The following is a 12,996-nucleotide window of genomic DNA, read 5'->3' as shown; positions in this document are numbered from 1 at the left end:
CTGCCGGATGCCGCGACACATCGTCGCTGGCGGGAAATGCCCCTGTCGGAACAGGTGGGTAAGACCCCCGAAGAACTGATCCTGCCGCATCCTCGCATGGAGGATCGCGCCTTCGTTCTTGTCCCTCTGGCAGAGGTGGCGCCGGACTGGGTGCATCCGCTCACCGGCCTGACCGTAAGGCAGATGCTGGCCCGCCTGTCCAAGGATGACATCGACGGTGTGACCGCCTTGGAATAGGTGCTTGTAAACCGCTGGAAAGGGGCCTAGATACACTCATTCCAGCAACATCTGATCTATTGGAGCATCCCATGGCCCGCGTCACCGTCGAAGATTGTGTGGACAAGGTTCCCAACCGATTCGAACTCGTCATGCTGGCCGCGCACCGCGCCCGCGAAATTTCCGCAGGCTCCGCCGTGACCGTCGATCGTGACAATGACAAGAATCCCGTCGTTTCCCTGCGCGAGATCGCCGAGGAAACTCAAAGCGCAGACGAACTGCGCGAGCGTCTGATCGAAAGCAATCAGAGCCAGATCGAAGTCGACGAACCCGAAGAAGACGCGATGGCGCTTCTCATGGGGGCGGAACAGGACAAGCCTGAAGAAGACAGCATGTCCGAAGAGATGCTGCTTCGGCAACTCATGGCGGCGCAGGGGCAGGGCTGACGCCTTCCCCCGCCGGGGTCAGAGGCGGATGGCATGAGCAGCGCCGATATCACGGCTGACGATCTGATCACGCTGGTTCAGGCCTACAACCCGAAATCCAACGAAGCGTTGATTCGCGGTGCATTCGACTATGGCCGCGAAATGCATGAGGGCCAGTTCCGGCATTCGGGCGAGCCCTATTTTACGCATCCCGTCGCCGTCGCGGCGATCCTGACCGAGCAGCAGCTCGACGATGCGACGATCATTACAGCCCTGCTGCATGATACCATCGAGGATACGAAAGCCTCCTACGCGGAGGTGCAGGCGATCTTCGGCACGGAGGTCGCCGAACTCGTCGATGGTGTCACCAAGCTGACGAACCTGCAGCTCAATTCCACCGAAACCAAGCAGGCCGAGAACTTCCGCAAGCTGTTCATGGCCATGTCCAAGGACCTGCGGGTCATCCTCGTGAAGCTGGCCGACCGGCTGCACAACATGCGCACCATCAAGTCCATGCGCCCGGACAAGCAGTTGCAGAAGGCGCGTGAGACCATGGATATCTATGCCCCGCTGGCGGGACGCATGGGTATGCAGTGGATGCGGGAGGAGTTGGAGGATCTCGCCTTCAGGGTGATCAACCCCGAGGGCCGCGCAAGCATCATCCGCCGCTTCATCACCCTACAACGCGAAACCGGCGATGTGATCCAGCGCATCACAGGCGACATGCGGGTGGAACTGGAAAAGGCGGAGATCGAGGCGGAGGTCTTCGGACGGGCAAAGAAACCCTATTCCATCTGGCGCAAGATGCAGGAAAAGGATCAGTCGTTTTCCCGCCTGTCGGACATCTACGGTTTTCGCATCATCACTGACAGCGAAGAGGATTGCTATCGCGCGCTGGGCGCGATTCACCGGCGCTGGCGCGCGGTGCCGGGGCGGTTCAAGGACTACATCAGCCAACCGAAGACCAACGGCTACCGGTCGATCCATACCACCGTGTCCGGTCGGGACGGAAAGCGGGTGGAGGTGCAGATCCGCACCCGGCAAATGCACGACGTGGCAGAAACCGGGGTGGCGGCCCACTGGTCCTATCGGGACGGCGTGCGTTCGCGGAACCCATTTGCGGTCGATCCGGCTAAATGGATTGCCCAACTGACCGAACAATTCGACGCCGAAGAGGATCACGAGGATTTCCTCGAAGCTGTCAAGCTGGAGATGTACGCCGACCAGGTCTTCTGCTTTACCCCGAAAGGTGATGTGGTCAAATTGCCGCGGGGCGCCACGCCTATCGACTTTGCCTATGCGATCCATACGCGTATCGGCAACACCTGCACCGGGGCCAAGATCGACGGGATGCGCGTGCCCTTGTGGACGCGGGTCAAGAACGGCCAGTCGATCGAGATCATCACCGCACAGGGCCAGACGCCGCAGGCAACCTGGCTGGACATCGCCACCACGGGGAAGGCGAAGGCCGCGATCCGGCGCTCGCTGAGAGAGGTCGACCGTGCGCGTTTCATCAAGCTGGGGCAGGAACTGGCGCGCGCGGCCTTCGATCACGTGGACAAGAAGGTTACCGACAAGGTGCTGCGCACGGCGGCACGGCATCTGCGGCTGGATTCCCCCGATGAAGTGCTCGCCCGGCTGGGCAGTTCGGAGCTTACAAGCAGCGAAGTGGTGCAATCCGTCTATCCGGACCTCGCGCCGCGCTCATCCGACCAGATCGATTCCCGGCGCGCGGTCATCGGTCTTGAACAGGGCCAGTCGTTTGACAGGGCGCCCTGCTGCGAACCGCTGCCGGGGGAACGGATCGTCGGCATCACCTTCCGGGGCAAGGGGGTGACCGTCCACGCCATCGACTGCGAAAGACTGTCGGCCTACGAGGATCAGCCGCAGCGCTGGCTGGACCTGCGTTGGCACGATGGGAACCATCCGCCCGTCTACGGTGCCACGCTCGATCTGACGATGGGCAACGGCGCGGGCGTTCTGGGGCGGGTCTGCACCTTGATCGGCGAGACCTCCGCCAATATCTCCGATTTGGAATTCGTAGAACGCAAACCCGACTTTTACCGCCTGTTGATCCATGTCGAACTGAGGGATGTAGAACATCTTCATTCCCTCATGCTGACCCTCGAAGCCGAAGGCGACGTGGCCGCTATCAGCAGGTATCGCAACCCGGACCCCGGCCCCGGCCTTACACGGCCATCGGATGCAGGGGTTCTCAGCCCGCCGCTGGACGCCTGACTTGATTTTCAAACGCCGTGATCCAAAGCCGACATTGCGCGCATTGGCAGAGTTTCTCTGGCCCCGCGGCGGATGGGCGCGTGCCTTTCACTACGTGAAACACCGGATGCGCCGTCTGCCGGACAGCCCGGAGCGGATCGCCCGCGGGATATGGGCCGGCATATTCACATCATTCACGCCGTTCTTTGGCCTTCATTTCATCATCGCCGCGCTCATCGCGCGCATGATGCGCGGCAATATGCTTGCAGCGCTGATGGGCACATTCTTCGGCAATCCGCTGACATATCTGCCGATCGGTCTTTCGGCGCTGGCCACGGGGCATTGGGTGTTGGGCACTCAAGTTGACGCCAACGAACACCGCTCATTCGGAGAGAAGTTCATCGACGCGGGCCGCGATCTTCAGGACAATTTCGTCGCGCTCTTCAGCGGTGCGCCTCAGGACTGGTCGCATCTGGCGGTTTTCTTTGACGAAGTTTTCTATCCCTACCTGATCGGTGGCATCCTGCCGGGAATAATCAGCGCCACCGTGGCATATTATCTGTCCGTACCGGTGCTTCGGGCCTATCAGAAGCGACGCAAGGGCCTGATAAAAGCCAAATTCGAAGCACTCAAACGCAAGACGGCCGCGAAGGCGGATGCCCGTCGCGGAACGGATCAGACATGAAAAGCAGCCCCAGCGGGAGACCGAAGATGAAAAAACAGGACAAGCTGAGGCTCGGGGTGAACATCGATCATGTCGCTACGGTCCGCAACGCGCGCGGCGGGGACTACCCTGATCCGCTGCGGGCCGCAAAGATCGCGGAACAGGCAGGGGCGGATGGCATTACGGCGCATCTGCGCGAAGACCGCCGCCACATCTCCGACGCCGATATCGAAGGGTTGATGGATGTCCTGACCGTTCCGCTGAACTTCGAGATGGCTGCCACTGAAGAAATGCAGAAGATCGCTTTGCGCCATCGCCCTCATGCGGTCTGCATCGTGCCCGAAAAGCGCGAGGAACGCACCACCGAAGGCGGGCTGGAGGTCGCGCAAGATGAAAACCGGCTGGCCCATTTCATCGCGCCGCTCCGCGAAGCCGGAAGCCGTGTGTCGATCTTCATTGCGGCGGACGAGCGCCAGATCGAAGCGGCAAACCGGATCGGGGCCGAGGTGATCGAGCTTCATACCGGGGCCTATTGTGATGCCTTTGCCGAAGGGCACTGGGACAGGGCGCAGGCAGAGCTCCGCAAGCTGGAACAGATGGCCCAGTTCGCGGATTCGCTCGGTCTCGAAGTTCACGCGGGCCATGGCCTGACCTATGACACGGTATCGCCCGTCGCGGCCTTCCCGGAAGTGCGGGAGCTCAACATCGGCCACTTCCTGATCGGGGAAGCGATCTTTCTCGGGCTGGAGCCCGCGATCCGCGAAATGCGCCGCCTCATGTTCGAGGCGCGGGAAGAGTGAGCGGAGACGTCACACCCACCGCCGCCGAACAGACCGTAATGGCGGACGTGTTGCGCCGGGCGCGCGAGACCGAGGGACCGGACAGCAAAGCTCCGATCGCGGCGGCCATCATGCACGGCGACGACGTGATCGCTTACGGCGTGAACGAGGTCCATCTGGCGCATGACCCCACCCGTCATGCGGAGATTGTGGCGATTTCCGCGGCAACCGCCCGGATCGGGAAGCCGGACCTTTCGGGCTGCACGCTTCTGTCGTCTCTGCAACCGTGTGAGATGTGTCTGTCGGCCATGCAGTTTTCCGGCATTCGTCGGCTCATCTTCGCATCGGAACAGGGGGAGGTCGCGTCAAAGTATTTCATGTTCCCCGAGTTTGACATTTCGGCCTTCCGCGAGGCTGCTAAAGAGCCTTTCGAATGGTGTGGCGGCATCGGCACCGAAGAGGTGCTGCACCTTTATGAGGACGGCGACGCATGATCCTCGGCATTGGAACCGACCTTGCCAATATCGAGCGGATCGAAGGTACGCTGGCCCGGTTCGGGGACCGTTTCCGGAACAGGGTCTTCACGGATATCGAGCAGCGCAAGGCGGAGCGCAGGCATGACGTCGCGGGCACTTATGCAAAGCGTTGGGCCGCGAAAGAGGCTTGTTCCAAGGCGCTCGGTACGGGGCTGCGGATGGGTATCGCGTGGAAGGACATGGCCGTGAGCAACCTGCGCAGCGGGCAGCCCGTGATGCATGTGACCGGCTGGGCGGCGGACCGCCTCGCCAGCATGACCCCCCCGGGGCACGAGGCAATCATTCACGTCACCCTGACGGACGATCATCCATGGGCGCAGGCCTTCGTCGTGATAGAGGCGCGACCCCTTCAGCAGGCGGTCACCGCTCCGCCCACCCCATGAGCCAGCGGGTGGCGGGGCAGGGTCGCTTGACTTGGCTCCGGCCCGCCCGCATGTAACGCCAGACCCGAACGAAGGAGGCGCCGCATGGCTGCCAAAGAAAAGAAATCAGACAATGCGTTCATCGAGACCATCAAGACCGTGGTCTATGCGCTGCTGATCGCCGGTGTATTCCGTACCCTGTTTTTCCAGCCGTTCTGGATCCCTTCCGGGTCGATGAAGGAGACGCTGCTGATCGGCGACTTCCTCTTCGTCAACAAGATGGCCTACGGCTATTCATACGCGTCCTGTCCCAGCGTCATGCTGCCGCGCTTCGGTATCGAGATCGACGCAAAGGATATCTGCGGTGTCTTCGACGGCGATAATTCGCGGCTCTTCGGGTCGGAACCCGAGCGTGGCGATGTCGTCGTTTTCCGCCACCCGGTTTCCGGACGGGATTATATCAAGCGGCTTGTCGGCCTGCCCGGCGATACCATCCAGATGCGCAATGGTGTGCTGCACATCAACGGCGAAGCCGTCACGCTGGAAGATGCCGGCGTGTTCGAAGAGGTCATGGCGTTGCAGGGGCCCCAGGGTTTGCGCCCCCGCTGTGAAAACGGCCCCGTGGGCGAAGGCGGTATCTGCCGCAAGAGCCGGAAGCTCGAAACGCTGCCCAACGGGGTGCAGTATCCGATCCTCAACATCAGCAATCAGCAGTCGGACAATACGGGTGTCTACAGTGTGCCCGAGGGGCATTACTTCTTCATGGGGGACAACCGCGACAATTCCGCCGACAGCCGGTTGGCCCAGCGTGCGGGTGGGGTGGGTTTCGTCCCCTTCGAGAACCTGATCGGTCGCGCCGACCGGGTCATCTTCAGCTCCGCCGGGCGGTCCATGCTGTATTTCTGGACTTGGCGGGCGGATCGCTTTTTCGAAGCGGTACGATGAAACTCGGGGCGGAGCTCAAGGACTTCGAAGCGCGGATCGGGCACCGTTTTGCACGGCCTGAGCTTCTGGTGCGTGCGGTGACGCATGCTTCCATGTCCTCCGCCAACCGCGATGACAACCAGCGGCTCGAGTTTCTCGGGGACAGGGTTTTGGGCCTCGTGATGGCAGAGGCGCTTCTTTCGGCGGATCGCAAGGCCAGCGAAGGGCAGTTGGCCCCGCGTTTCAACGCGCTTGTCCGCAAGGAAGCCTGCGCCGCCGTCGCGCGGGAGGTCGACCTCGGCAAGGTGCTGAAACTGGGCCGGTCCGAAATGATCTCGGGCGGGCGCCGCAAGCAGGCGCTGTTGGGCGACGCGATCGAGGCGGTCATCGCCGCCGTTTACCTCGACGCGGGTTTCGATACGGCGCGTGATATGGTGCTGCGCCTTTGGGGCCGTCGGGTCGAAACGGTCGAAGCCGACGCAAGGGATGCCAAGACCGCCTTGCAGGAATGGGCACAGGCGCGCGGCCTGCCGCCCCCGGCCTATACGGAAACCGCCCGCAGCGGACCGGATCATGCCCCGGTCTTCACCATTGCCGCCCGCCTGAACGATGGGCAGGAGGCTGAGGCCACCGCTCCGTCCAAACGGGCGGCGGAACAGGCGGCAGCTGCTGCCCTCTTGTCGAAACTGGAGATCGACCAATGACCACCCGTGCCGGATTCGTCGCCCTGATCGGAGAGCCGAACGCAGGGAAATCGACCCTCCTGAACCGCATGGTCGGGGCGAAAGTCAGTATCGTGACCCACAAGGTGCAGACAACGCGCGCGCGCATCCGCGGTGTGGCGATGGAAGGTGACAGCCAGATCGTCTTTGTGGATACGCCCGGGCTCTTCCAGCCCCGCCGCAGGCTCGATCGCGCAATGGTCGCAGCGGCGTGGAGCGGCGCGGCGGATGCCGATGTGGTCGTTTTGCTCGTCGAAGCGCACCGCGGGGTGACGGAAGGGGTCGAGCGTATCCTCGAAGGACTGGGAGAAGTTGCACAGGGGCGGCGGGTGGCGCTGGCCATCAACAAGATCGACCGGGTCGAGGCTCCCGTGTTGCTTGGGCTGAGCAAGGATCTCAATTCGCGGTTCGATTTCGTCGAAACCTTCATGATCTCTGCCGAGAAGGGGCATGGGGTGGACACGCTGCGCCATTGGCTTGCAGGCGAAGTCCCGGAAGGGCCGTGGCTCTACCCGGAAGATCAGATCGCGGATCTGCCCATGCGTATGATCGCGGCCGAGATAACGCGCGAAAAGCTGACCCTGCGACTGCATCAGGAGCTGCCCTACCAGCTGACCGTGGAAACCGAGAGCTGGGAAGAACGCAAGGACGGTTCTGCCCGGATCGAACAGTTGATCTACGTCGTGCGGGACGGTCACAAGGGGATCGTTCTTGGCAACAAGGGTGAAACGATCAAGGCCGTGGGCAAGGCCGCGCGGGAAGAACTTGAGACGTTTCTCGGGCGTCGGGTGCATCTCTTCCTGCAGGTCAAGGTGCGGCCCAATTGGCTGGATGAGGCCGAGCGCTACAGCGAGATGGGGCTCGACTTTAAGGACGGCAATGCCTGAGGACAGTCGGGGGCTGACATGGCGCGGCTGACGGCGCGGTTCTGGGTGGACGCCTACCTCACCCGGTTGCGGCTGCATGACATCCCCGCTTTCGTCGTGGCTCATGGGGACGACACGGGCGGTGCCGTTCTGGTGAAGCTGAGCACGCTGGACGGCTCGGCCACTGTCTTTCATCGGTCCTTTGACCTGCAGTCGGGGGATCGCCGCTGGATGGAGCTATCCAGCGGGTCGGAACCTGACGTGGACGCGGCGATTGACCGTCAGCGCGGTTTCGATCCTGACCTCTGGGTGATCGAAGTCGAGGATCGCGCGGGCCGGCATCTGCTGGCGGAGGATGGGCTCGCATGATCGAATGGCGCGGTGAAGGCATCCTGCTGAATGCGCGCCGCCATGGCGAGACATCGACCATCATCGAGGTTTTCACCGAAGCGCAGGGCCGCCACGCGGGCGTTGTACGTGGCGGGACAAGCCGCAGGATCGCGCCGATCCTGCAGCCGGGCGCCCAGATCGACGTCACGTGGCGCGCCCGGCTCGAAGAGCACATCGGTGCCTTTACCGTCGAGCCGCTGCGCAGCCGGGCGGCCACCGCCATGAGCGGGCGGCTGTCACTCGCGGGGCTGAACGCGGTGACGGCGCTGCTGTCCTTTTGCCTGCCCGAGCGCGAAGCCCATCCGCCCCTCTATCGCCGGTCGCAGGCACTGCTGGACCTGTTGGGGCAGGATGACCTCTGGCCGCTGGCCTATCTGCAGTGGGAAGTCGCCCTGCTGGCGGAAATGGGATACGCGCTCGACCTCGACACCTGCGCCGTTACCGGGCAGCGCGATGACCTTGTCTATATCTCGCCCCGGACCGGGCGCGCGGTATCCCGTTCGGGGGCAGGCGAATGGGCCAGCCGCCTGTTGCCCCTGCCGGACGTTTTGCGCGGCGAGGGCGCTGCCGACAACGCCGAGATCGTAACGGCACTGGCGACGACAGGACATTTCATGAGCGCACATCTCGCCCGGGGTCTGGGGGATCGTCCGCTGCCGGATGCACGCGCCCGGCTCGTTTCGCTTATTGCTCGAGCGCCTTGAAAACGAGGCTGAGCCCATCCGTGTTCGACAGGATCATGACCTGATCCGATACCTCGACCAGCGTTGCATCCGTCAGGGCGCGGAAGTACGCGGTTTCCGCCGCAAGGGCGGGGCAGGCTTTTCGGCTGCTTTGGATCTGGCCCGCCTTGAACCATGGATAGGGCACTTCGATCGTGCTCGCGAATTCATTGCAGGGGCCTGTCCCGGTGATCTTGCCCTTTTCCGGAAAGGCGATGGTCGCATCGGCGGCAAACGTGGTGCCATTGAGTTCTACCAACTTCCAAGTGGCGTCCCCCCCGCCATAGGCGCGAACGGTTTCGTCCTTCTTGCAGCCGGAGAAAAGGGTGACGAGGGCGGCAGCGCAAATCAGGTATTTCATGCGGTGGCTTTCATCAGGTCAGGGCGAGCACGGTATCGATCATCGTTTCGACGGCATGGAGCCGTTGGGCCGGATCAGTGCCTTGTGTGAGCGGAAGACCGACGATTGTGCCCAGCAGGGCAAGGGCGAAGCCCCTGTTGCCAAGCCCAAGCTCTCGCAGCAGTTCGGTCACATGTTCCAGTCGTTCTGCATCCAGCGCGCGTAGGCGGGTCGCCACTCCGGCGTCGGAGCCGGCCCAGAGGCGCATGCTCTGTTCATTAGGGTCAGACAGCAGGGAATCGCAGAAATCACGAAGCTTCCGATCCGCGGGCGCCGCTTTCTGACGAGCGGTCAGAAGCGCGGCTTCGGCCTCCCGGCACCACATATCCAGCAGGGCCGCCTGAAATGCGGGCACATCGGGGAAATGCCAGTAAAACGATCCCTTTGTGGTATTGAGCCTGCGCGCGAGCGGCTCGGCGGCCAGCGCGCGTGGTCCCTGCTCCTGCAAGGCCTGCAGGCCCACGGCAAGCCAGATATCAGGTGTCAGGCGATGGGTGCTCATATCCGTGCATAGGATGGAGCACCCCGCGAAACAAGAGGCGGTTCTCGGGTCGGCGGATTGCCGACCGCCGTGGCCTTAGCCCAGTAGACGCCGGGCGATCACCTGCGCCTGAATTTCCGCAGCACCTTCAAAGATATTCAGGATACGTGCATCGCACAGAACGCGGCTGATCTTGTATTCCAGCGCGAACCCGTTGCCGCCGTGGATCTGCAAACCGTTGTCCGCTGCCGCCCACGCCACGCGCGCGCCCAGAAGCTTGGCCATGCCCGCCTCCACATCGCAGCGGCGCCCCTGATCCTTCTCGAAGGCGCTGAAATAGGTGAGCTGTCGTGCCACCATGATCTCCACCGCCATCATCGCCAGCTTGGAAGAGACCCGGGGGAATTCGATCAACGCCTTGCCGAACTGCTTGCGGTCTTGCGCATATTGCATCGAGATATCGAGCGCGGACTGCGCGACACCGATGGCGCGCGCCGCCGTCTGGATACGGGCGCTTTCAAAGGTTTCCATCAGTTGTTTGAAACCCTTGCCTTCGACACCGCCCAGCAGGTTTTCGCCCTTCACGTGGAAGCCGTCGAAACCCAGTTCGTATTCCTTCATGCCGCGATAGCCGAGCACTTCGATCTCGCCCCCGGTCATGCCTTCTGTCGGGAAGGGATCGGCATCGTCCCCGGGGGTCTTTTCGGCGAGGAACATGGAAAGCCCACGGTAATCGCTGGTGTCCGGATCGGTCCGGGCCAGCAGGGTCATCACATGGGTGCGCGCGGCATGGGTGATCCATGTCTTGTTGCCGGTGATACGATAGTCTTCACCTTCCTTCACGGCCCGGGTCCTGAGCGAGCCCAGATCGGAACCCGTATTGGGTTCGGTGAAGACGGCGGTGGGCAATGTCTCCGCACTTGCGATACGGGGCAGCCATTTCGCCTTCTGCTCATCCGTGCCGCCCGCAAGGATCAGCTCCGCCGCGATTTCCGACCGGGTGCCGAGGCTGCCGACACCGATGTAGCCGCGCGAAAGCTCTTCCGACACGACGCACATGGAGGCTTTGGACAGGCCGAAGCCGCCGTATTCTTCCGGGATGGTCAGCCCAAAGACACCCATCTCCGCCAGCTCCTCGATCACCTCCATGGGGATCAGCTCGTCCTTCAGGTGCCATTCGTGGGCGAAGGGTTCGACCTTTTGCGCGGCGTAGCGGCGGAACTGGTCGCGGATCATCTCCAGTTCCTCATCGAGCCCGGAGGCGCCGACCGTGGCGTTGGCGGCATGTTCCTGCATCTGGCGAACAAGCTGGCTGCGCGCGTCCTGAGTATTGGCGGCGCGGCAGAGATGGCGAACCTCCTGCGTGGAGAGGTTGGAGATGTCCTCTTCGGAAAGGCCCAGATCCTGCAGCCGAAGAACCTCACCCTGGTTCATCTGGATGCCGCCGGCGATCTGGTTGAGGTATTCGCCGAATGCGATCTGGTGCAGCAACTGCTCGGTCTCGCCGAAGCGGCCTTCTGCCGCCAGTTTCTCCGCCCAGGTCTGCATCTGCCGCAGGGCCTGCGCATATGTCGCCAGCCACGCCAGCCCGTGGGCGGCGGTCTGGTGGCGTTCAATCAACGCGGCGGAGACCTTGCCGTTTTCGCTGACCGTCCCGCGAACGGTATCGACCGCACGTTCCAGCACGGCGTCCACCGGGGCGATGGCCGCGCGTGTCAGGTCCAGAAGACCGGCGAGAAGGGCGCTATCTTGCATGGGCATGTCCTGACCGTCATGTGGCATGAATCTCTCCTTTGCAGCTTGGCCCGGGGATACCTTCTTCGCAGGTGCAGCACAATAAAAATACGTTTTGCTGCGTCGTTTTGGTCAAAAGTTGCGCAGCGTTTTTGCCCGTGCAGCGCCGGATGCAGGTGATATGTAGGCCGCATGGACAGTATTTTCGCTCTGGTATCGGTTTCCGAATTTCTTTTTGCACTGGGTATCGCGGTGCTTGCGGGCTTTGTGAAAGGGGTGGTCGGTTTCGCCATGCCTCTTGTCCTCATTTCGGGCCTTACAACGTTCATGTCGCCGGAGCTTGCCTTGGCCGGGCTGATTCTGCCCACGCTGGTCTCCAACGCGATGCAGGCGCTGCGGCAGGGATTTGCGGCGGCGTGGGAATCGATCGTCCGGTTTCGGGTGTTTCTGCTGGTGGGGGGGATCACGCTTTTTGCGTCGGCCCAGATGGTAAGGCTCGTCTCAGACCGCGCGATGCTGTTGATCATCGGAGCGCCGGTCGTCCTCTTTGCCCTGCTGCAGCTGAGCGGTTACCGGTTCAAGGGCGTTCGGAAAACCCCGGCGCTGGAGGCTTCCGTCGGCGGGTTCGCCGGGTTGATCGGTGGCGTTTCGGGGATCTGGGGGCCACCGACCGTGGCCTATCTGACGGCACTGGAAACGGCGAAGCGGGACCAGATGCGCATTCAGGGCGTGATATACGGGCTGGGGGCTGTCGCGCTCATGGGGGCGCATATCGGTTCAGGGGTGCTGAGGGCCGAAACCGCGCCATTTTCCGCGACGCTGGTCATCCCCGCGGCGCTGGGCATGTGGATTGGCGGGCTGGTTTCCGACCGGTTCGATCAGGACACATTCCGGCGCGCGACGCTTTTCGTGCTGCTGCTGGCCGGGTTGAACCTGCTGCGGCGTGCCTTTTTCTAGGGCATCTGCCGCGCGACGGTGACACCGGAGACATCTTCGATGAACGTGACAATGCGGTTTTTCACTGCATCGTCCTGAATCGCGGCAAGAGCTGTCACGATTTGCATGTTGGTGTCCTTCGCCGGGGCGGCGTTGGCATTGTCATGCAGGCCTTCGAAAAAGTACGACGGCGTCACATCGAGTATTTGCGCCAGTTCGAACAATCTGCTGGCGGCAACCCGGTTGGACCCGATTTCGTATTTCTGGATTTGCTGGAACGACAGGTTGAGCTGCCGGGCAACATCGGTTTGCGACAGACGCCTAAGCGTACGGATCTGCTTCAGCTTCTGTCCGACGTGGATATCGACGGGATGGGACATAGAATACCTCTGGTTGAACGCACCTTAGTGAATAAGAAATTTCAGCATGTATTCAACTGGATAGATTCAAACAAATTATGAAGATGTATGTACCCTGTTTATAAGATAATATGTACATTATAGTATGATCCTTGTTGCACTGACGTATGATTTAAGTACCGTTAGATAGTAAATCAGAGGTTGAAATGACAGAATCCGCTCGGCATGCGAACGGTGAAGAGCAAGCCGTTCCCCCCTTATTG

The 12,996-nt window shown here is 62.0% G+C and carries 16 protein-coding genes and 1 pseudogene; 13 read left to right on the top strand and 4 right to left on the bottom strand.

The features are described from left to right. The 12 genes and pseudogenes from A3728_RS14220 to recO all read left to right on the top strand — a co-directional run. Positions 1-237 (top strand): 2-amino-4-hydroxy-6-hydroxymethyldihydropteridine diphosphokinase (locus tag A3728_RS14220; protein WP_236630514.1); only part of this gene is annotated, 237 nt, incomplete at its 5' end. A gap of 71 nt (positions 238-308) precedes the next feature. After that, positions 309-662 (top strand): DNA-directed RNA polymerase subunit omega, encoded by a 354-nt coding sequence (rpoZ, locus tag A3728_RS14215; RefSeq protein WP_067924982.1) that lies wholly within the window; start codon positions 309-311, stop codon positions 660-662. Between the two features lie 33 nt (positions 663-695). Continuing rightward, positions 696-2,879 (top strand): annotated as a pseudogene (locus A3728_RS14210) (RelA/SpoT family protein); the annotation flags it as partial. Between the two features lies 1 nt (position 2,880). Then, the gene (locus tag A3728_RS14205; RefSeq protein WP_067924987.1) at positions 2,881-3,543 is read left to right on the top strand and encodes a DUF2062 domain-containing protein; all 663 of its coding nucleotides are present in this window, start codon (positions 2,881-2,883) and stop codon (positions 3,541-3,543) included. Between the two features lie 26 nt (positions 3,544-3,569). Further along, on the top strand, positions 3,570-4,322 hold the full coding sequence (locus A3728_RS14200) for a pyridoxine 5'-phosphate synthase (RefSeq protein ID WP_067924986.1): 753 nt from the start codon (positions 3,570-3,572) through the stop codon (positions 4,320-4,322). After that, positions 4,319-4,795 carry a nucleoside deaminase gene (locus A3728_RS14195; protein ID WP_201722156.1) on the top strand — a complete coding sequence of 159 codons (477 nt, stop codon included), beginning with the start codon at positions 4,319-4,321 and terminating at the stop codon, positions 4,793-4,795. Before A3728_RS14200 ends, A3728_RS14195 begins: the two co-directional genes overlap by 4 nt. Then, on the top strand, positions 4,792-5,220 hold the full coding sequence (gene acpS / locus A3728_RS14190; protein ID WP_067924974.1) for a holo-ACP synthase: 429 nt from the start codon (positions 4,792-4,794) through the stop codon (positions 5,218-5,220). Before A3728_RS14195 ends, acpS begins: the two co-directional genes overlap by 4 nt. A gap of 84 nt (positions 5,221-5,304) precedes the next feature. Further along, the gene (gene lepB / locus A3728_RS14185; RefSeq protein WP_067924971.1) at positions 5,305-6,144 is read left to right on the top strand and encodes a signal peptidase I; all 840 of its coding nucleotides are present in this window, start codon (positions 5,305-5,307) and stop codon (positions 6,142-6,144) included. Then, complete coding sequence (gene rnc, locus A3728_RS14180) at positions 6,141-6,827, top strand: ribonuclease III (RefSeq protein ID WP_067924968.1); 687 nt, start codon at positions 6,141-6,143, stop codon at positions 6,825-6,827. The genes lepB and rnc overlap by 4 nt, the downstream gene beginning before the upstream one ends. After that, positions 6,824-7,732: a GTPase Era gene (era, locus tag A3728_RS14175; protein ID WP_067924965.1), complete on the top strand. Its 909-nt coding sequence runs from the start codon at positions 6,824-6,826 to the stop codon at positions 7,730-7,732. The genes rnc and era overlap by 4 nt, the downstream gene beginning before the upstream one ends. Before the next feature lie 18 nt (positions 7,733-7,750). After that, the gene (locus A3728_RS14170; RefSeq protein ID WP_067924963.1) at positions 7,751-8,080 is read left to right on the top strand and encodes a DUF1491 family protein; all 330 of its coding nucleotides are present in this window, start codon (positions 7,751-7,753) and stop codon (positions 8,078-8,080) included. Beyond that, on the top strand, positions 8,080-8,805 hold the full coding sequence (gene recO, locus A3728_RS14165; protein WP_067924985.1) for a DNA repair protein RecO: 726 nt from the start codon (positions 8,080-8,082) through the stop codon (positions 8,803-8,805). Before A3728_RS14170 ends, recO begins: the two co-directional genes overlap by 1 nt. Here recO and A3728_RS14160 read toward each other — a convergent pair. The 3 genes from A3728_RS14160 to A3728_RS14150 all read right to left on the bottom strand — a co-directional run bounded on the left by A3728_RS14160 (position 8,786) and on the right by A3728_RS14150 (position 11,486). After that, positions 8,786-9,184: an META domain-containing protein gene (locus tag A3728_RS14160; RefSeq protein WP_067924959.1), complete on the bottom strand. Its 399-nt coding sequence runs from the start codon at positions 9,182-9,184 to the stop codon at positions 8,786-8,788. The genes recO and A3728_RS14160 overlap by 20 nt on opposite strands. A gap of 13 nt (positions 9,185-9,197) precedes the next feature. Next, on the bottom strand, positions 9,198-9,725 hold the full coding sequence (locus A3728_RS14155) for a TetR/AcrR family transcriptional regulator (protein ID WP_067924955.1): 528 nt from the start codon (positions 9,723-9,725) through the stop codon (positions 9,198-9,200). Positions 9,726-9,800: 75 nt separating this feature from the next. Next, positions 9,801-11,486, bottom strand: a complete 1,686-nt coding sequence (locus A3728_RS14150) for an acyl-CoA dehydrogenase family protein (RefSeq protein WP_067924951.1) — start codon at positions 11,484-11,486, stop codon at positions 9,801-9,803. 144 nt (positions 11,487-11,630) lie between these two features. On the opposite strand from A3728_RS14150, the gene A3728_RS14145 reads away from it, so the two are divergent. Next, complete coding sequence (locus A3728_RS14145; protein WP_067924949.1) at positions 11,631-12,395, top strand: sulfite exporter TauE/SafE family protein; 765 nt, start codon at positions 11,631-11,633, stop codon at positions 12,393-12,395. Here the strand turns inward: A3728_RS14145 and A3728_RS14140 are convergent. Beyond that, positions 12,392-12,754 (bottom strand): helix-turn-helix domain-containing protein, encoded by a 363-nt coding sequence (locus tag A3728_RS14140; RefSeq protein ID WP_067924948.1) that lies wholly within the window; start codon positions 12,752-12,754, stop codon positions 12,392-12,394. The two genes, A3728_RS14145 and A3728_RS14140, sit on opposite strands and share 4 nt — an antisense overlap. Between the last annotated feature and the right edge of the window lie 242 nt (positions 12,755-12,996).

This window comes from Sulfitobacter sp. HI0040 (assembly GCF_001634885.1).
Taxonomy (GTDB): domain Bacteria; phylum Pseudomonadota; class Alphaproteobacteria; order Rhodobacterales; family Rhodobacteraceae; genus Sulfitobacter.
Note: the sequence above shows the minus strand (reverse complement) of the source record. Positions and strands in the feature narration are given on the sequence as shown.

What these genes read in the sequence shown, in the direction of transcription:
- A3728_RS14145 (WP_067924949.1), top strand. Translation starts at nt 11,631, where the DNA reads ATGGACAGTATTTTCGCTCTGGTATCGGTTTCCGAATTTCTTTTTGCA.
- A3728_RS14160 (WP_067924959.1), bottom strand. Translation starts at nt 9,184, where the DNA reads ATGAAATACCTGATTTGCGCTGCCGCCCTCGTCACCCTTTTCTCCGGC.
- era (WP_067924965.1), top strand. Translation starts at nt 6,824, where the DNA reads ATGACCACCCGTGCCGGATTCGTCGCCCTGATCGGAGAGCCGAACGCA.
- A3728_RS14200 (WP_067924986.1), top strand. Translation starts at nt 3,570, where the DNA reads ATGAAAAAACAGGACAAGCTGAGGCTCGGGGTGAACATCGATCATGTC.
- rnc (WP_067924968.1), top strand. Translation starts at nt 6,141, where the DNA reads ATGAAACTCGGGGCGGAGCTCAAGGACTTCGAAGCGCGGATCGGGCAC.
- acpS (WP_067924974.1), top strand. Translation starts at nt 4,792, where the DNA reads ATGATCCTCGGCATTGGAACCGACCTTGCCAATATCGAGCGGATCGAA.
- A3728_RS14170 (WP_067924963.1), top strand. Translation starts at nt 7,751, where the DNA reads ATGGCGCGGCTGACGGCGCGGTTCTGGGTGGACGCCTACCTCACCCGG.
- rpoZ (WP_067924982.1), top strand. Translation starts at nt 309, where the DNA reads ATGGCCCGCGTCACCGTCGAAGATTGTGTGGACAAGGTTCCCAACCGA.
- A3728_RS14155 (WP_067924955.1), bottom strand. Translation starts at nt 9,725, where the DNA reads ATGAGCACCCATCGCCTGACACCTGATATCTGGCTTGCCGTGGGCCTG.
- A3728_RS14150 (WP_067924951.1), bottom strand. Translation starts at nt 11,486, where the DNA reads ATGCCACATGACGGTCAGGACATGCCCATGCAAGATAGCGCCCTTCTC.
- lepB (WP_067924971.1), top strand. Translation starts at nt 5,305, where the DNA reads ATGGCTGCCAAAGAAAAGAAATCAGACAATGCGTTCATCGAGACCATC.
- A3728_RS14140 (WP_067924948.1), bottom strand. Translation starts at nt 12,754, where the DNA reads ATGTCCCATCCCGTCGATATCCACGTCGGACAGAAGCTGAAGCAGATC.